This window comes from Kitasatospora sp. NPDC004669, assembly GCF_040609455.1.
Classification (GTDB): domain Bacteria; phylum Actinomycetota; class Actinomycetes; order Streptomycetales; family Streptomycetaceae; genus Kitasatospora.
This window is the reverse complement of sequence record NZ_JBEXKB010000112.1, coordinates 1-18,799: the sequence shown is the minus strand read 5'-3', so window position 1 is coordinate 18,799 and position 18,799 is coordinate 1. Positions and strand designations below refer to the sequence as shown.

At 70.6% G+C, this 18,799-nt stretch carries 8 protein-coding genes and 2 pseudogenes; 6 read left to right on the top strand and 4 right to left on the bottom strand.

The genetic code is table 11. From position 1 onward, the window contains the following. Nucleotides 1-59 precede the first annotated feature (59 nt). A complete protein-coding gene (locus ABZW30_RS43480) occupies nucleotides 60-3,524 on the bottom strand; it encodes a hypothetical protein (RefSeq protein WP_355676860.1) in 3,465 nt (1,154 codons plus the stop codon). Between the two features lie 492 nt (nucleotides 3,525-4,016). On the opposite strand from ABZW30_RS43480, the gene ABZW30_RS43475 reads away from it, so the two are divergent. Continuing rightward, nucleotides 4,017-7,694, top strand: a complete 3,678-nt coding sequence (locus tag ABZW30_RS43475) for a ricin-type beta-trefoil lectin domain protein (RefSeq protein WP_355676859.1) — start codon at nucleotides 4,017-4,019, stop codon at nucleotides 7,692-7,694. A 214-nt stretch (nucleotides 7,695-7,908) separates the two neighbouring features. Here the strand turns inward: ABZW30_RS43475 and ABZW30_RS43470 are convergent, their stop codons facing one another. Continuing rightward, complete coding sequence (locus tag ABZW30_RS43470) at nucleotides 7,909-8,670, bottom strand: DUF4328 domain-containing protein (protein ID WP_355676858.1); 762 nt, start codon at nucleotides 8,668-8,670, stop codon at nucleotides 7,909-7,911. A 642-nt stretch (nucleotides 8,671-9,312) separates the two neighbouring features. Here ABZW30_RS43470 and ABZW30_RS43465 point away from each other — a divergent pair. After that, nucleotides 9,313-9,664 (top strand): annotated as a pseudogene (locus ABZW30_RS43465) (hypothetical protein). 491 nt (nucleotides 9,665-10,155) lie between these two features. On the opposite strand, the gene ABZW30_RS43460 reads toward ABZW30_RS43465, so the two are convergent. Both ABZW30_RS43460 and ABZW30_RS43455 read right to left on the bottom strand, forming a co-directional pair. Continuing rightward, entirely contained in the window at nucleotides 10,156-10,737 is a 582-nt protein-coding gene (locus ABZW30_RS43460) for an XRE family transcriptional regulator (RefSeq protein WP_355676857.1), read from the bottom strand. A gap of 209 nt (nucleotides 10,738-10,946) precedes the next feature. Continuing rightward, nucleotides 10,947-12,560, bottom strand: a complete 1,614-nt coding sequence (locus ABZW30_RS43455; RefSeq protein ID WP_355676856.1) for a transcriptional regulator — start codon at nucleotides 12,558-12,560, stop codon at nucleotides 10,947-10,949. Nucleotides 12,561-13,118: 558 nt separating this feature from the next. Between ABZW30_RS43455 and ABZW30_RS43450 the strand changes: the two genes are divergently transcribed. The 4 genes and pseudogenes from ABZW30_RS43450 to ABZW30_RS43435 form a co-directional block, all read left to right on the top strand. Then, complete coding sequence (locus ABZW30_RS43450) at nucleotides 13,119-13,460, top strand: CU044_2847 family protein (protein ID WP_355676855.1); 342 nt, start codon at nucleotides 13,119-13,121, stop codon at nucleotides 13,458-13,460. Then, the gene (locus tag ABZW30_RS43445; RefSeq protein ID WP_355676854.1) at nucleotides 13,457-17,938 is read left to right on the top strand and encodes a trypsin-like peptidase domain-containing protein; all 4,482 of its coding nucleotides are present in this window, start codon (nucleotides 13,457-13,459) and stop codon (nucleotides 17,936-17,938) included. Before ABZW30_RS43450 ends, ABZW30_RS43445 begins: the two co-directional genes overlap by 4 nt. 135 nt (nucleotides 17,939-18,073) lie before the next feature. Then, nucleotides 18,074-18,325: pseudogene (locus ABZW30_RS43440) on the top strand (transposase); the annotation flags it as partial. Nucleotides 18,326-18,441: 116 nt separating this feature from the next. Continuing rightward, on the top strand, nucleotides 18,442-18,799 hold a 358-nt coding region (locus ABZW30_RS43435), incomplete at its 3' end, for a helix-turn-helix domain-containing protein (protein WP_355676853.1).

The window sequence follows — 18,799 nt, the reverse complement described above, 5'->3', positions numbered from 1 at the left end:
CTGAGTCTCGACACCTCAAGATCTGCACAGGGGACGGCGTGTACTGCGTCAGGCGCTCCTCAGCGACCCACAGATGGAGCAGAAGAGCCCCTTTTAAGCAGGTCGGAGGTGGTCACCGTCGGGGGAACGGCAGCGCCGTTGACCACGCCTGGTAGCGAGTAGGCGAAGGTCTTGTTGGCGCTCGCCTTGGTGTCCTGGCCCGGCAGCCACACGGCAGTCGCGCGGCCAAGCGCGTCGTAGGCCTCGGTGGTCGTGCGGCCGTTGGGGTCGGCTGCCGTCAGCGGAAGCGCACGCGCGGTGTCGTACGTGGTGATGGTGACCCGGCCCGTGGCCGCGTCGCTCGCACCGGCCGGCGCCGGGCTGGTGACGGTGACACTGTTGGGCAACTCACCCGCGTTGGCCGCCGCGTAGGCGGTGGTGACGGTCGCGCCGCCCGGGTGCGCGCTGTCGGTGGCGTTGGGGTCGGTCGCACTCGTGATGCGTCCGTAGCTGTCGTACGTCGCGTTGGCCGTGCTGAACTGCGGGGTTCCGGTGGAGTCGAAGTGGTCGAGGGTCAGCGTGCTGGTCGCGTCATGCGCTGCCCCGAATTGTCCGAAGGACTGGCCGTCGTACAGGGTCCGCGCCCAAGAGACGGTGTTGGCCGCCGTGGGCATCGCGGTGCAGGCGTTCGCGCCGGAGACCGCTATCGACTCGGACGCTTCCTCCAGGACTTGTGGGTCCGGCCCGGTGGCGTAGGCGGTGCGGGTGCAGATGTCGGGCAGGCCGTCGGAGCTGTTGAGCGAGGTGCTGACGCGGTTGCCGTGCGACGGGTCCGTCGTGGTGGTAGTGGTGCTGGACTGCCAGCTTCCGTCGGCCTTGAGCGACTTCGCTGTGCTCACGGTCGTGGTGGTCGGGTACTGCGCGACGAGTGCGGGCAGGTTGTTGCCCTGGCTGTGGGTGGCGGTGGTGACCGGGCCGCCGGTGAAGGACTTCACCGTGTAGCTGGTGACGGTTCCGGTGGCGTCGGCGCTGGTGTAGGTGTCGTTTTCGCGGGTCTGGCCGGAGAGCCAGTCGGAGTCGGAGGCCTGGCCGCCCAAAGGACCGGCGGCCTGGACGCTGCGGGTGCTGCCGTTGGCCAGGAGGTCGCCGTCCATGCCCTGGTAGAAGGTGGTCGCCTTCTTCGACTGCGGGCCGTCGTTGCCGCTACCGGACACCTCGGTGACGGAGGCGTAGCCGCGGAACTGGTCCCAGGTGCGATTCTTGTCCTGGGTTGCCGGCGAGTCGTTGCGGTGCCAGGCGGCCTTTCCGTAGGTGTAGTTGGTCACCATCGGGATGGAGCCGGGTGTGCCCGGGTTCAGGGTGACGCTGGCGACCGGGTACTTCAGGAACCAGTCGTCCACCGGTGCCGCGCCGACGTTGGAGCCCGGCGGGCTCCACTTGACGTTGTAGCAGGAGAGCGTGTCGCTGTCGGCGGAGGCCGGCATGACGTTGTTCACGCGCGAGCACGCGGCGGGGGCGTAGTTGACGCCGATGGTGCTGCCGGTCTCGGTGGTGATCAGCTGGATGCGCGGCCGGTTGTAGGCCGGGGGTGCGGGCACCAGGTTGGTGCCGTCCACCCGGTTGGGCAGCAGCTGAGAGGTGAAGGAGACCGGCGACAGGGTGATCTGGCCGCCGGAGGCCTGGGGGTCCTGGCCGGTGCGCTGGATGGAGGCGAGCCAGGGGACCTGGGTGTTCTCGGTGGCGTTCTGCACGTTGATGAACGTGTGGTTGAGCGTGTACGAGTCCACAGTCTGGTAGCTGCCGTTGGCCCGGATCTGGGTGGTGATGGACGCCAGCCACTTGGTGGTCCAGAACGTCGGCCCGTAGACGGTGCACGTGCTGGTTCCGTCGCACTGCTGGTCCAGCGGGACGTCGGGCCAGTTCGCCGCGTTGGCCGCGGTGCGCTGGGACGGGTCGCAGGCCGCGGTGGAGGTGACGCACCGTTCGGAGGTGTTAAAGATGATCTTCGCGGCGGGGTTGTAGGCGCCGTTGTTGTTCAGCTGGTCCGAGAGGAACTGGCCGTACCCGATGGTGGCGGGCACGCCGGCGCGGGTGTAGGCGGTGCTGGTGCCGTTGCCGTTGTTCTGGGCGCCGCCGCGGGAGTAGTAGTTCGTCTCGGGGGTGTAGGTGTAGGTGGTCAGGTTGCCGTGGGGGTCCACGACGTAGTCGAGGTTCCAGCGCCAGGCGGTCTGGCACCACGAGCCCTGGCCCTTGGCCGGGTCGTAGCACGGGTCGCCGCTGTTGGGGGAGTAGACCGGGACGGTCCACGCCGAGCCGGAGTCCGCGCCGAGCGTGGTGGGGTTGCCGTTCGCGTCCGGTACGTGGTTCAGGCCGAAGTAGGACACCGTTCCGTCGGTGTCGGTGACCTTGATGTAGGAGCCGTTCCAGGTGCCGTTGGTCGCACCGGTCAGGAACTGCACCTTGGCGCCGTCGTCGTCCTTCAGCCGCCAGGTGCAGGCTGCCTGCTCCATCGCGGCGGGCGCGCCGGACTGGCAGGAGGCGTCGTCGGGCACCAGCTGTCCGGAGTGGCCACCGAACGACATGGTCAGGTTCGCGCCGCCCCAGCACTGGTCGCCGGAGTTGGTGATCCCGTCCAGTGAACAGGGCTTGAACGACCGCTCGACGAAGCCTGAGCCGAGGTCCCAGCCGTCGCCGATCCAGGAGGCCTGCGCGTTCGTCGACGACGTCCGGCCGTCCACCGAAGCTGAGTCGTAGGACAGCGACACCTTCGGGCCCGAGCCGGCCAGCGCCGGCGGCACCTGCACCGGGTACCCGTACGTGAACGCGCCCGACGACCCGCCCGCGGTCCAGCCTTGCGAGGCCCCGAGCGGGGTCGCCGAGTAGGTTCCGGCTCCACTCGATGCCCCCGACACCACACCGACCGTGGTCGAGGTGGTGGTGGAGTCCGCGTACACCGCCCGTGCCACGCCGGGGGCGGCGTCGGTGGCGGTCTTGGTGGCCGGGGCGGCTTGGGCCTTGGCGGTGCCCGTTCCGGTCAGCGGGACGTCGGCGACGAGCTTCTTCGTCGACGGGTCGTAGTGTGATTCGAGCGGCGTCTGCTGCCGGCAGTCGGCGGCCTGCGGCGTGGTCGTCGCGCAGCCGGGCAGGACCACCAGGTGGGCCCGGGCTGCCCAGTTCGCGCCGAACGCGGCGTCCAGGCTGGATGCGTCGACGCCCAGGCGCACGGGCGCGGCATCGCCCGAGCCGGGGCGGGTGAGGGTCACCGCCACGCCGGGGATTCCGGCGGTCGCCGAGGTCTTGGCGTCGGCCATCTCGACCTGGATTGTCTGCCCAGCTGCCGACGAGCCGGCCAGCGGTGCGATCGTGACCGGAAGTCCCGAGGCCTTGGCCTCGGCACCGGCCTTCGGCTTCTCGCCCTCACCCAGGGGGTGTGCCTCGGGCGCGGATCCGAGCGTCACCGACGCGTGGCCGCCCGGGACCGCCTTCGAGTCCTTCGGCGGGGTCCAGGTCGGCGGCACAGGGTGCTCCGGCTTCGGGACCGGCACCGGCGCGGCGTCCTGCCCCGGGACCGAGGGCGTCTTCGGCAGGGCGGTGTTGGGCGGCGACTACTTGCGCGAGTAGTCCGGTCCGCCTGCCGCTGCCGCTAGCGGCAGCGGCGCCAGCATCGACCCGAGGACGGCGGCCGTCGTGACGGCCGCCAGCCGTCCGCGCAGTCTCCCCCTCCCGCCCTTTATCTTCTCGAAGCCTGATCGTTGCTTAAATGACACTCTTTAACATCCCCCAAAGCATTGGGCCCCCCGAATACGGGAGCCACGTCCTGTATCCGAACTGGCGGATGCTAGCGAACCTTGATGACGAACAGTCAAGACCTATCGCCTGGTGAGGATTCTCACGGAGGTGTACGAAGCGACCATGTCGCACCAAGTCGGGACTTCGCCGTCGGACTTGGATTGGCTGATGTCAGTGCGTGCCCCTACGGTGCCGATGACCTGTGCCTATGCAGGTCTTTCCGTGTTCTTTGGGGGGACATTCCCGTTTTGAACAGAAAGCGCCGCCACAACGGTGCGCCGCTGAGGGCGTTGACCGCGACAGCCGTTCTGGCGCTCACGACCGGCCTGTCGGGGCTCACCGCCCACGCCGCCGATGCGCCGACGGTGCCGTCGCAGGCCGCGATCGACGCCACCACGGCGAAGCAGTCGCAGGAGCGCCCGCCGGCCAACGCGGCCGAGAAGGCGATCGCCGAGGCCAAGGCCACGCATAAGAACGTCCCGATCGACTCGCTCACGACCGAGTTCAGCGAGACCGTGGCCACCCCCGAAGGCCACCTCGTGCTGACCAGCCATCTGGAGCAGCAGCGTGTGCGCCGAGGCGGGGCCTGGCAGGGGCTGGACGCGACTTTGGCGGCCAATCAGGACGGCACGTTCTCCCCCAAGTCCGCGGCGGGGCAGCTGGTGCTGTCCAAGGGCGGGGACGGTCCGCTGGCGACCATGACCAGTGCGGACGGCAAGAAGCTCGCCCTGTCGGCCCCGTTCAAGCTTCCCGCGCCGACCGTCGGCGGCGACAGCGTGGTCTACCCGTCCGTCGCTCCCGACATCGACCTGAAGGTCACCGCCACCAAGCTCGGCGGTCTGACCACCGTCCTGGTCGTCAAGACCCAGGCCGCCGCGGCCAATCCGGTCCTGAAGAACCTGCACTTCGGCACCACCGCCGACGGCGTCACCGTCAAGAGCGACGAGCACGGCAACATCACCGCCGCCGGCACCGACGGCAAGCCCCGCTGGGTCGCCCGCACACCCCAGATGTGGGACAGCACCACCGCACCCGCGGCGGCCACCACCGCACCCGCGGTGAAGACCGCCCTGACGTTCACCGCGGCCGCCGCCGACACTCCCGCGCCCACTCCCACTCCGACGGATACCGGCAAGTCCGCTGCCACCAGTTCCGACGCCGGCCCCGGGGCGGCCTCCAAGGTCTCCACCATGCCGGTCAAGACGGGCACCTCCGGCATCGACATGACGCCCGACCAGGACCTCCTGGCCCACGGCACCGCGCCCTACTACATCGACCCCGACTGGCTGCCCTGGAGCCAGTCCGGCAACGCCTGGACCTGGGTCCAGTCGTCCCACGAAGGCTCCAACAACTGGATGGTCCAGGGCAGCAGGGACTCCGATCACCCGGGTGTCGGCAAATGCGGCTACTACCCCAACGGCGGCAGCTGCTCACCCGCCGACATCGAGCGCAGCTTCTACCAGTTCGACATCAGCGCACTGGGCGGCGCGGCCATCAACTCCGCGACGATGACCATGCAGGAGTACGTCTCCGCCAACTTCGACTGCAACACCAACTACCCGCTGAACCTGTACGTCACCGGGCCGATCAAAGACGGCACGACCTGGTCCAACCAGCCGTCCCAAAACGGTGGCTCGCTCGGCACGGCCTGGGTCGGCGGCTCCGGACAGCAGCCGTGTCACGACAACGTGCCGTTCAGTTTCGACATCACCGGCGCGATGAAGCAGTACGCCAACTACGGCCAGCTGACCTTCGGCCTCTACGGCGACGAGAACAACCAGTACGCCTTCAAGCGTTTCACCTACCAGCCCACGCTGTCCGTCCAGTACGACCGGGCGCCCAACGTTCCCACCAACCCCGGGGTGTGGCCCGCCCCTACGACGGTCAGCCCCGCGGGGACCAACCAGGCCTGCGGTGACGGCAACGCCAACGACTGGGCGTGGCTCGGCGCCGGCTCCGCCCAGAACAACGCCGTCTGGCTCAACGGCACCGTCACCAGCCCCGCCCAGGCCCAGGTCAAGACCTGGGACCACATCTGGGACTACAACTCCTCCAACGGCACGAGCGGCACCACGCCCGCCGTCAACAACGGCGGAACCACCAGCTTCCAGGTCCCCGCCGGCCTGATCCAGGACGGCCACGCCTACGGCTACGACATGCAGGCCACCGACGGCATAGACGGCGCGCCCTGGTCCGCCCCCACACCGAACTGCTACTTCAAGGTCGACCTCACCCCGCCGACCATCACCTTCCCCACCACCGTCGCCGACACCAGCAAGCAGTTCCCGCCCAGCGGCAACGGTCAGACCCCCCAGATCTACGCCGGCCAGAGCGGCGGCATCCCCTTCACCGCCACCGACCCCGCCCCCAGCGGCGGCTACGCTTCCGGAGTGGTCTGCCTGCGCTGGAGCTTCGACCCGCAACTCGTCGACGCCACCTGGCAGTGCGGCGCCGCCATGCCCACCGGTCAGATCCAGGTGACCGCCGGACGCTGGGGCACCAACGTCCTCTACGTCCAGGCCGAGGACAACGCCGGCAACCTCTCCCCCGTCGCGCAGTACGCCTTCTACGCCCCGTGGAACCCCAACAGCCCGGCCCCGACCTTCGGCGACGTCACCGGCGACGCCCTTCCCGACATCGTCACCGCCGACCCCAACGGCGACCTGCGCGCCTACAGCATCCCCGCCACCGCCCCCAAGGCCCCGCTCGCCGCTACGAAGGCCAACTCCCCCGGCCACGATTCCTGGGCCAACTACCGCCTCACCCACCGCGGCAGCCTGCGCGGCGGCAACAACGTCGACGACCTCATCGTCCACAAGGACGGCGACAAGGCGCTCTACTACTACAAGAACCCCGGCAACACCGTCACCGGCGTCTTCGACACCTGGTTCACCCTGGACAAGCCCGCCTGCGACCCCAAGCTGACCGACTGCACCGGCTACAACGCGACCGACTGGTCCACCGTTCAGCAGATCGCCGCCAGCGGCGACCCCAGCACCACCAAACTCGACACCAGCAAGAAGTTCCTCAACCGCACCGGCCTGTTCACCGTCGAGACCAGCCCGGACGGCACCGGCGCCCTCTGGTTCTACCCCACCATCCAAGACGCCACCTTCGGCTCGCCCACCAAGCTCGCCGCCACCGGCTGGAAGGGCTGGGACCTCATCTCCCCCGGCGACTGGGCGAGCCAGGGACACCCCGGCCTGTGGGCCCGCAACCAAGCAACCGGCGACCTGCGCGGCTACACCTTCACCACCGGCACCGTCGCCGTCAGCGACCCCTTCGGCGGCAGCACCAGCTACCCCACCCTCACCGGCATCGCCACCGACACCAAGATCGGCTACGGCGTCACCGCCGCCAACTGGCCCGTCATCGGCTCCGACGGCGACCTCACCGGCATCGGATCCCCCACCCTCTGGAGCATGACCCAGGGCGGCATCATCCAGATCTTCACCGGCCACTCCACCACCACCGACCCCTACTACACCTGGACCAACGGCTGGACCAGCGTCCTGAGCACCTACGCCGAGAACAGCCCCATCACCTACGCCGCCCAGACCGGCAAGTGCGTGGACATCGCCGGCGCCAGCTCCGCACGCGGCACAGCCGTCCAGCTGTACGACTGCAACGGCAGCAACGCCCAGCAGTGGACCTTCAAGCCCGACGGCAGCCTCCGTGCCCTCGGCAGCTGCATCGACGCCACCGGACGCGGCACCGCCAACGGCACCCCCCTGCAAATCTGGGACTGCGGCAACGCCGCGCCGCAGCAGATCTTCGTCCCCAGGCCCGACGGCAGCCTATACAACCCCGCATCCGGCCGATGCGTCGACCTCCCCGGCGGCACCACCACCAACGGCGCCCGATTGCAGCTGTGGGACTGCAACGGCACCGCAGCCCAGAAGTGGAACGCTCTCGTACGAAGCTAACGCCAGAATGAAGCGTTGATCCGACCAAACAAGTGCCCCTGACCGCTCTCCGGTCAGGGGCACCTGCATGTTTCTCCGCCGACAACCACCTGGCAGGAACCGAGCTACGTCACACACGGTAATACTCGCGGTACACAGAGATCGCACTCGACAGAGAACTCCACCGGCCGGCGTGCCTGGCCGAGGAGTCGTCCCCCGGCCAGGCCGTACGCCGTCAGGCCGGAGAGCGTCCCTCCGACGCGGCGTCACGCGGAACCTCGGCAGGCGCGGGCGTGGCGGCAGCAGCCGGAGCAGACACCAGGGCCTGGACCCGGGCTTCCTGGGCGGCCCTGGCCGCGAGCAGGTTGACATTGGCCCGGCGCGCCTGCTGCATGGCGGTCAGCCGGTTGACCACCACGATCGCCGCGACCGCCGCCACCAGCCGCAGTGCCGACCCGGAGGCCTCCACCCGGATGGTGTTGCGCAGGCTCTCGAGGTCACCGGGGACCAACGGGTCCACGTGACCCACCATGGCGCCGGCGATCCGGCCGACGACCAGCGAGCCGATCCAGGTGGACCACCACACGGCGAGGACCTTCTCCGACGGCGTGCCTCGCCTTCCCTGCGCGTCCAGCGGTGCGCTCGCCCTCCAGCAGTCCACCATCAGCTGCCAGGGGAACCAGAGCGAGACGACCGGGGTGAACCAGGCCCCGATGCTCCAGCCGCGTGCCAGGCGGTGCCCGTTCGGCACGAGCAGGTCGGCGTTCTGACGGATGCGGTAGAACCAGACGATGAACACCACCACGGCGGCCAGCGCCAACAGGATGAACACCCCGTTCACCGCGTTCGCCACCGAGTCCACGGCGTCGAAACCGTCGAAGCCGACATCGCCCGACCCGTCCACCACCCGGCCCAGCAGCACGTCCCGCCAGACATCGACCGCGACCGCCACCGCCGCCACCACAGCGTTCAACCCCAGCAGGACGTAGAGCGCCACGGCAAGACCGTTCGCCGGGCGCAGCGCCGCCGCCCACCCCGGAGCCGCCTCCGCGCAGCCGAAACAGCGGCCGCTGTCCGTCCCCGCGGGGCGTGCCCCGCACGCCACACACACCATCAGATCGTCAACCCCCTGGAATCGCCGCGTGCCCGACCACACACGCAGGTACGCCACCACCCCAACCAGGATGGGCGCGCCGACTCTAGGGGATCCGCAGCCTCCGCTGCCAGCAAAACTTCCCAGCTCAGTGGCGCTATCGCCAGATAACCGACAGATCGCACCGACATCCGGACCCGGGAGCCGGATCCGGTTCGACACCCCTGTCCAGCGCCGGTCCCGTCCGATCTGCTTGTGTGCTTGACGAGTCGTCCTTGGGTAGGATGCGTGAGTGCAGAGAGATTGCAGCAATGCATCCCGGCTACCCGACCAGGCCGCCAGCCCGGACACCGCGCAGGAACCGACGGCCTGACCGCCGGTCGGCCCTCTCCCGTATGCGCCTGCTCCCAGGCCGGACGACGGTGAAGGTGGGGCGGGCGAGCACGTCGGGAGGCATCGGTGGCAGATGACGTCGGGACCGAAGAGCCGGACGAGGCGCACCGCCGGCCGCCCGGGGTGGACGACGCGACGGTCCAGGCCCTGGGGATGCTGACGAAGGCGCTGGAGTACACCGAGCGGGCCCGCGGCCACCTGTACGCGGTGCACCACATGACCGGCGGCGCCGACCGGATGCTCGCCGAGGCGGTGCGGATGCCGCACCGGGCCGGGCACGAGGAGCAGGCCGGCCTGGCCGAGCGGGAGCTCCTCGGCCGGGACGTCGTCCCGGGCATGTGGACCTACCAGCTGATCGAGGCGTACGACCAGACCTACCTACCGCGTGTTCACCGCCGTTGAGGAACAGGTCCGCCAGGCCCTCGTCGGCGGTCGCCGGCACCTGGCCGAGGCCGAGATGCAACGGGCCACGCGCTCCCGCCGCCGCGGGCACACCGCCCCGTAGACCCGTGCCTTTCGTCCGGGCGTCCAGGAACGGAGCGCAGGCGGCCGGGTCCCGGGGAAGCAGGGGGGGTGTTCCGCGGGGCCCGGCCGGTGGGAGGCCAGCAGCGCCGAGCCGCGGCACGGCTGCTCTGCTCGGCGGCCCGGTGGTGCTGTGGTGGGGCCGCCGCGGCGGGAATGCTAGACCCGATGATCAGCAGATGGCCAGGGCTTTGACCTGCAATCTTTCGGCCGCGAGCATGCCATCCGGCGGCGGCCTCAGCTGCTGGCCCGCCAAATGTCGAGGACGGCTGGATCGTCGGGCGCGGCGCCTGTGGACAAAGGATCCGGGTCGCGGCGCATCGGCAGCCGGAGCCGCTGCTCTCCGCTGTTGTGGGACTCCATGGATTTCCTCCGGTGAATTTCGCTCGGTCGGTCATAGAAAAAGTCCCGGCCGCCTTTTCGGCGGCCGGGACTGGCCTTATTTTGGCGACACGGGGCCGCTGGAGGGTGGTTCTACAGCTCGATGTCCATCCAGGCGACGTCGTTGAGCTCGACGTCGAGGCTGCGGGCGCGGCGGCCGCCGTCCTTGAAGTACTCCTCCCGCAGGGCCTCGGCGAGGATCGCTTCCTGCCGGGCCTGGGTGGCGCCGGCGTCGCGTGCCTCGTACAGCCGCTGGGCGACCGAGCCGGGCATCTTCTGGGTGATCATCCGGGGGCGGGGGTCGTCGGTGGAGCCGCCGGCCGCGCTGTAGCCGAAGGTCGCCTGGATGTGGAGCATGAAGCCGCGCTGCTCGGCGTCGCGGCGCACCCGCTTCTTCACCCGCGGCTGCCAGGCCGCCCGGACCGCCCGCTCGACCTTCGCCGCGTTGGCCTTGGTCATGGGGATGTCGCCGGTCAGCTCGCCTTCGGCGAGGGCGGTCAGGGCGTGGGCCCAGCGCTGGGCGGTGCGCACCGAGACGCCGGCGGCCTGGGAGGGGCGCTTGGTGTCGTGCTTGGCGACCTTCTCCCACAGGAACTTGACCCGGGTGTTGAGGTGGACCGGGATGGGGCGGGTGCGCTCGGCGCGCTCCAGGCCCTCGTCGATCTCCCGGCTCATGGGGCATCAGGTCCTTCCTGCCGCCCCGGCCGGGACGGCATCGTGTCGTATGGCAGTGGAGTGGGGCGGCCCGCCAGGCAGGTGCCGGCGGGCCGCGTGGGGCTACTCGTCGGCGGAGACGACGCCGCCGGTCTTGATGTGCCGGGCGGGGTTGGCGTCGTCGGCGAGCAGCTCGGCGATCTCGGTCATGGGCCTGCTGCCCTCGAACTTCACCATCCCGGGCGACACCCCGAGGCGCAGGGCGGTGGTGAGGGTGCCGTCGGTCTTGGTGAGGATGTCGAGGGCGCCGGGGCCGGGGGCGGCGAAGACGGCGCAGTCGGAGAGGACGGCGATGGCGTGCAGGCCGGTGTCGGCGGCCATCTTGCGGATCTTGCGGTGGAGGTTGACAGTGGCGGTGTCGATGACGAGAGCGCCATCAGCGGGTCCCAGGTCGGCCGCTCCAGCGCCGGCCAGCGCTCGCCCGGCTTGTAGCCGTGTCCGCGTGGGCGCTCGCGGAGTTTGCCGATGGTGCCCTTGGCGGTTTGCTTGATCGCGGTGAGTACGGCGAGCTCGGCCGGGTCGCCGGTGGTCTTGAGGGCGGCCATGGCGTCGAGGAAGGCGAGCGGGTCGGTGTCGGCGAGGGTGAGCGGGACGCCGAGGGCGGCCATCGTGTCCAGGTAGGCCTGGCGCAGGTGCTTGTGCCACGGGTCCAGGTACGGCCCGTGCTCGTGGCGCAGCCAGCCCTTCAGCGGCCGCACGGTGGCACCGAGCTCGACGGCGTAGGCGACTTTCACCGTGGAGTACCAGGCCGGTCCCGTCGGCCGCGAGCCGTCAGCGGTGAACGGCGACGGGAGCAGCGGGTTGGTGTCGACGCCGGACAGGTCGACCAGCCAGCTCCCGGGGGTCTTCGGGTCGAACACCGGGCCTTGCTCGTGCACCGGAGCGGACAGCGGCAGGGTGAGACGGCCGGCGGCGGCGAGGAAGGCCATGTTCACATCGAGGCCGACGGCGAACGGCGCGGCGGCCTCCTGGTCGGTGAGGGGGCGGTACCAGTCCCACGCCTCGGTCACCAGCTCGCCGCCCGGCTCCCGGCCTTCCGCGAGCGGGTGCACGTCCAGAACCTCCGGCGGCGCCGGGTCGAACGACTCCTTCGGCCGGGAACCCTCCACCGCACCTGACGCCCAGCCAGCCTCGGTGCGCACCGCCTTCGTGGGCGGGCGCAGCGCGGTCACCAGCTCCAGTCCGGATACCGCGGTGGAGCCGCGGGGGGTCAGCACGCGCTTCGCGTAGGTGCCGAGGAGGCGGGCCAGGTCCGGGGCGCGGAGGCCGTCGGGGATCTGCCAGCCGCCGGACGCGAGAGCGCCCCAGCCAGGAATGCACAGCTGCACGCAGACCCGCTTGCCGTCCTCGGGTGTGCGGTAGACCCTGGCCCAGGGGCCGAGGCCGCGCTGGGTCAGCAGCCAGCCGGCCTTCTCGATCTGCTTGACGGCCTTGTGGGTCTTCGGGAGCTGGCCGAGGCGCTGGACGAACTCCTTCTTCTCGTCCCGGCCCATCGGCGGCAGGCCGAGCTCCGCGAGGGCGGCGTCGGTGAGGACGACCAGGGCGTCACCGTCCTTGCCGTGCCGGTGCAGCCGCGGAGAGCCGAGCTTCACCTCGAGCGCCCACTGGGCGACGTCGGCGACGGTCCGCCCGGCCGGCGCGGTCGGCGCAAGGGTGCCGTCGGCCAGGTAGGCCACCAGCGCCTTGCCGGACGGGGCGACGACGTCCAGCACCGCGAGCGGCCCGGCCGGGAAGCGCGCGGCGGCGGCCTGCTCCCAGTCGGACGGCCCCTCAGCCTTGGCCATCGTCTTCGCCGGAGCCTTCCGCGCCCGCGAGGACGCCGCCGGACGCGACGACCCGGTACGACGCGGCGCAACAGCCGGGCCGGTCGCGGGGGCGGCCTGGCGGGGCGCAGCGACCGGAGCGACCGAGGCAACCGCCCGACACCGCTTCTGAGTCAGGTTTCAGATCGTGTTCCGGCGGAGCCTCCAGGCGTCCCAGATGTCTCGCGGCTGGGCGGCCTCAATTCCCCGATACCGTCGCAGCGCGGCAATACACCGAGGTCGCCTTGCACTCACCGGCCTTTCGCTGTGCCTGTGGCGTTGATCGATGGCCTTGATCGGTAAGTCCAAGTACTCGCATATGAGTTGTTGGCGGTTACGCCCGATCCGGGGGTGGCTTCGGAGACGGCCTTGTACGGCGATTCCACCGTTCTGGCCCGGCGCGGTACGCGTGGGAATCGCGTCAGCCGGGTAGGTGGGAGCGGCACGGGGACAGGGACGCTCATGCATAGGCTCCGAGGGGGAGACATGGCGTATCTCGTTGAGCTGCCGATCGGCTCGGCGGACGGACGACCGGATGTCGTGAGGGTCGAGATCGAGCAGGTCGCGGAAGGCCTGGTGCAGGTGGCCCGGCCAGGCCAGGTGGTGGCTCGCGCCACACGGTCACTGGGCGAGATGCTGGCGGGGGTCAGACCGGTGGCGCAGAACTTCGTCGACGGTTTCCGTGGCATGGTCAATGCGCCGGACGAGATCGGGATCGAGTTCGGGCTGTCGCTGTCCGCGGAGGCGGATGTGGTGATCTCCAGCACCTCGGCCGAGGCGAATTTCAAGGTCTCGCTGACCTGGCGTCGGACCCCTGCCGACGACCCGGGCGAGGATCCGGGCGAGGACGCCGAACCGGTCTCGGCGGTGCCCTCGTCATGACACCGCCGGCCCCCGGGCCCATCGACGGAGTCGCACCGAAGGCGTTGGACGCGGCGGTGCTGCGGATCCACGACGCGCTGAGCCGGCCGGTGGGAGCGGGTTTCCTGGTCACCCCCGAGCTGGCCGTGACCTGCGCACACGTCGTCTCGGCCGCTCTCGTCGGCCAGGCCGTCGAGCCGGGTGTCGGTGCCTGGGTCTTCGTCGACCTTCCGTTGCGGCCCGCGCAGCCCGGCCCGGGGGCGCCGGGCGTGGCCGGGGTGATGGCGGTCGTCGAGCACTGGGCGCCTCGGCAGCCCGATGGCAGTGGGGATGTGGCCGTGCTCCGGCTGGCGGCCCCGCTCGCCGGCGGTGTGCCGGTCCGGCCGGTGGAGTCACAGTCCGAGGACCTCTGGGACGATCCCGTGCGAGTGTTCGGGTTCCCGGTCGGGCGCTCGGACGGGGTCTGGCACTCCGGTGTGCTGCGGGGGCGGCAGGGCAGCGGGTGGGTGCAGATCGACCCCCGTCCCGGAGGCTACCGGGTGTCTGGCGGGTTCAGCGGCAGCCCGGTGTGGGACGAGCGGCTTGGTGGGGTGGTCGGCATGGTGGCGGTCGCCGAGGCCGGCGATCCCGCGGTGAGCTACCTGATCCCGACCGACGGCCTGATGGCGGCCTGGCCGCAGCTGCGGGCCCTCGCGGTGCCGCCGTCGCCGTTCCGGAGCCTGAAGGCCTTCGAGGAGTCCGACGCACAGGTCTTCTGCGGCCGTCGGACCGAGAGCGAGAACGTCGCTGTCCTGCTGGCCCGCGACCAGTGGGTCTGCGTGGCCGGCCCGTCCGGTTCCGGGAAGTCCTCGCTGGCCCTCGCCGGGGTGGTTCCCCGGCTCCGGGCGGCCGGGGCGTTGGCGATCGTCCTGCGACCGGACTCCGGCGGCAGCCCGCTGTCCGCCCTGGCCGCCGCGCTGCTGCCCCTGCTGGAGCCGGAGCTGTCCGAGATCCAGCGTCTGGAACGGCTCTCCGCGCTGACCGCCCTGCTGGGCGCTCCCGCGGGCCTGGCCGACATCGCGCCCCGGATCCTGGAACGGCATGGAGCCACCCAACTGCTCCTTGTGGTAGACCAGTTCGAGGAGCTCCTGGCACGCGGACCGGCCGCCGTCGACGAGTTCGCCGCCGTGCTGTTCACCGATGCCCTGCCGAACACGGTCCGCGTCCTGACCACCCTGCGGGCCGACTTCCTGGAGGCGGCCCTCGCCCACCCGCGTCTCGGACCGGTCGTCAGCCGCCAGGTCTACGCACTCGGGCCGATGAGCCGTGAGCAGCTGCACGAGGTCGTCACCGCACCGGTCGACGCCATCGCCGGCGTACGGTACGCGCCCAACCTGGCCGAACGCCTCCTGGAGGACACCGGATCCGAACCCGGCGCCCTGCCCCTTCTCGGCTTCGCACTCGACCTGCTCTGGCAGCGCCAGACGGGCGGACTGCTGACGCACCAGGCGTACGAGGAACTCGGCGGGGTGAAGGGCGCACTCGGCGCCTACGCCAACGGCGTCCTGAAGCGGACGGTGTCGCCGGAGGACGAACCGGTCGCCCGGAGCCTGCTCACCCAGCTCGTGCGGATCCCGATGGGCACCATGTCGGCCACCCGCCGCACGGCGCTGCGCACCGAGCTCAGCGACGGCGAGTGGCACATCGCCCAACTGCTCGCCACCACCCGGCTGCTGGTCACCGCCCGCAGCGCCGAGGGCCTCGAGACGGTGGAACTCGCGCACGAGGCACTGATCAACGCCTGGGACACGCTGCGGGCCTGGGTCGAGGAGGACCGCTCGTTCCTGGCCTGGCGAGAGGTGCTCCGGCACGACCGGGAGCGCTGGGAGGGCAGCGGGCGCGACCGCGAGCTGCTGCCGACCGGGATCGCGCTGGCAGGCGCCCAGCCGTGGCTGCGCGAGCGGAACGGGTACCTGAGCGAGGCCGAACGCGACTATCTGGAGCGCGGGCGCCTCCACCGCCGGTCCCGGAGACGGCGGCGCCGGTCGGCGGTCGCGACGCTGTGCGTGCTCGCGCTGCTGGCTGCGACGGGCGTCGTGCTCACCGCCCGGGAGCGGGATGCCACTGCCCGGCAGACCGCGGCCGTCAACTCCAAGGACCTGGCCGCCCGCGCACAGGCGCTCGCCGCCGTCGACCCCGGACTGGCGTCCCAGCTCGCGGTCGCCGCCTACCGCACCTCTCCGACTCAGGAGGCCGGCTCCCGGCTGTACGACCTGCTCGGGCCTCTGCTGAACAGCGTCGTCGGCGAGACCGGGAGCTCCTACTCGATCGTCGCGGCATCCGCGCGCGGCCCCCTGGTCGCCGCCGCGGCCGTAGGCCAGGATCGGAATCTGCGGATCTGGGACCTCGCCGACCCGGCCGCTCCACGCCTGCGCTCGACCATCAACGCCGGCGGGACGGGCATCGCCCTCACTCCGAACGGGTCCCACCTGGCTGCCGCGTGCGGCACCGGGGGCCTGTGCCTGTGGAGCCTCGCCGATCCAGGGAAGCCCTCGATCGCCGCCCACCTGCCCGAGCAGACCAGCCCGGCGGAACCGAGTACGAGCGTGACCTCCATGGCCACCAGCGCGGACGGCACCCTCCTGGCAGCCGCAGCCGGGAACGGCGACACCTTCCTGTGGTCGATCGCCCAGCCCTCGGCCCCCAAGGCCCTCGCCCGGCTGCACAATCCGACCGCCGAGGGGCCGATGAGCCTCGCCGCCGTCGCCTTCGCACCGCGGGGCGGCATGCTCGCCACCACCGTCCTGGGTGGTAAGACACAGGTGTGGGGCCTCTCCGACCCGGCCAACCCCACCAGTCTCTCCTCCCAGGAGACCGGGTACAAAGCCATCGCCTTCAGCCCCGACGGCAACCTGCTCGCCGCAGCCAGTGGGAGGGACGTCGGACTGTGGCGGGTCGGGGACCCTTCCCGACCCGACCCGATCAGAGTCAACGTCGCGGGCTCTCCGGAGGCGAACATCAGCGCGGTGGCCTTCAACAGGGACAGCAACACGCTCGCCTACGCCGGGACGGACACCAAGGACCCCAAGGGCGATCTCTGCTTCGCCTCCCTGTCCCCGGAGGACACGAGCCTGGGTTCAGCGAAGTCGAGCTGCACCAAGACCGCCGCCGGCACCATGACAATGACCACCACCCCGACCGGTGGACTGGTGACCGCAGGCGCCGACGGAGTGGTGCGCCGGTGGCGCTCGGCCGCCCGGACCGTCGACGGTGCCCGGCTTCCCGGGGGCCTCGCCTCCTGGGCCTTCAGCCCCGACGGACGCCTCATGGCCGCACCACAGCAGGCCCCACCGTCGATGCCGCCCCCGCAAACGCAGTCCGTCGGACTCTGGGACCTCTCCACCTCCGACGGCCCCACCCTCGTCGCGACACTGCCGGTCTCCACGCGGGGCACCTCGTTCATCCGCGCGGGCGGCCTGCTGACCATCGGGTGGGACGGCGACGTACAACTGTGGAACGTCAGCGATCCACACAATCCGGTCAAAGCCGCATCCCTGGGCGCCGCCGCCTTCCCCGCCGTCTCGACAGCCGTCGGCGACGTGATCCTCAGCTTCGGCGTCACCTCCGCCGACACCGGCCACCTCATCGCGGTCATCAGCGGCGGGGCACTCCACCTGTGGCGCGTCAGCGACGCCCTCGACGCCACGGAGGTCGGCTCGATCCCCGCCCCCGACGCGAACAGCCACGACGCTGGTGTCCTCGGCCACGGCCGCACGGCCTACCTGGCGACCGAGACCGGCTTCGACTGGTGGGACATCAGCGACCCTGCGAAGCCCAGGCACGCAGGCTCCTCGACCGTCAGATCCCCAGAAGGGGCTACCAACTCCGCCAGCGCCTCCAACAAGGGCTCCGCCCTCTCCGGCACCACCCCGACCGGCTCGGTCGTGGCCGTCACGAGCACACCGGACACCACATGCAAATGTGCGGCCCTGGAACTGTTCAACTTCACCGCCGGCGGCGAACCCGCGTCAAAGGCCGAGGTACCCGGGGCCTTCGGCAGCCCTCTGGGGATAAGCAGTGACAGCCGTCTGCTCGCCGCCGGCGGGAACAGCGGCAACACGGTGTCCCTCTGGGACATCAGCGACCCGCAACACCCCCGCCCCCGGACGACCATCCAGACCATGCAGGACGTCAAAGGCATCGAATTCGCCCAGACCGGCACGCTCATGGCCATCTGGAACAGCACCGCCCTCGAACTGTGGGACGTCCGCAACCCCGACAGCCCCGTCCTCGTCGCCCCCATCGCCAACCCGAGCGGCACCTCGATCCAAGCCGTCGCGTTCGTGTCGACCGGACCGACTCTCCTCGTCGCCTCCAGCCAGACCGTCGCCCTGCTCGACACCGACCAGGCCCACCTCGCCGCCCGCCTCTGCTCCTACAGCATGGGCTCCCTCACCCCCTCGCAGTGGCAGAGGTACGCGCCCGAGGTCACCTACCGAAACCCATGCCCGAGTCGATAGGCCATGCCCTTCCGATCGTATGACCCGTTGAGCGAATAGGCTCCGTGGGGTATCTGACCTTCCGCACATGGCAGCTGTGGCTGGCACAGGAAGTGAGGTTCCCCCGAGGTGCGGAAGGTTGCCGGAGATGGCCTGATGGGCCATGAGAAGGGAGCCTCTGCCATGGCTGCACCGATGAAGTACCCGCCCGAGTTGCGGCAGCGAGCCGTTGCCGCGTACCGGGCCGCCGATCCGAAGCCTGTGATCCGGCATATGGCCCGTGATCTCGGGGTGCACCACGAGGCCCTGCGGAACTGGATCCGTCAGGACGAGGCGGACCGGGGCGAGCGCGACGACCGGCTGACCACTGCGGAGAAGGAGGAGCTGGCCGCTCTGCGGAAGGAGAACGCCGAGCTCCGAAGGTCCTGCGAGATCCTCAAGGCCGCCTCGGTGCAGTCAACCCGTCATCGCAACATCCCAGGTGACGGAGGATGTGACGCATGGCGAGGTTGGGGCGTCCGGGCATGTCGGACACACAGAAGCGAGAGTTGTGGGACCGCTGGAAGGCCGGAGAGTCGATCAGCGAGATCTCGCGGGCACTGGGCAGGCCACCAGGCTCGATCTTCACGATCATCAAGTCCAACGGCGGATACGTGCCACCGGTCCGGCAGCGGAGATCGGGCCAACTGACGCTTCCCGAGCGGGAGTCGATCTCGCGCGGTCTTGCTCGGGGCGACTCGATCCGCTCGATGGCCCGTGCCCTGGGTCGGGCCGCCTCGACCGTCAGCCGGGAGATCGCTCGCAACAAGGGGCCCGCCCGCTACCGGGCCGTTGATGCCGAGGACCGCGCCTGGGACCGCTCCCGCCGCCGGCAGCCGTGCC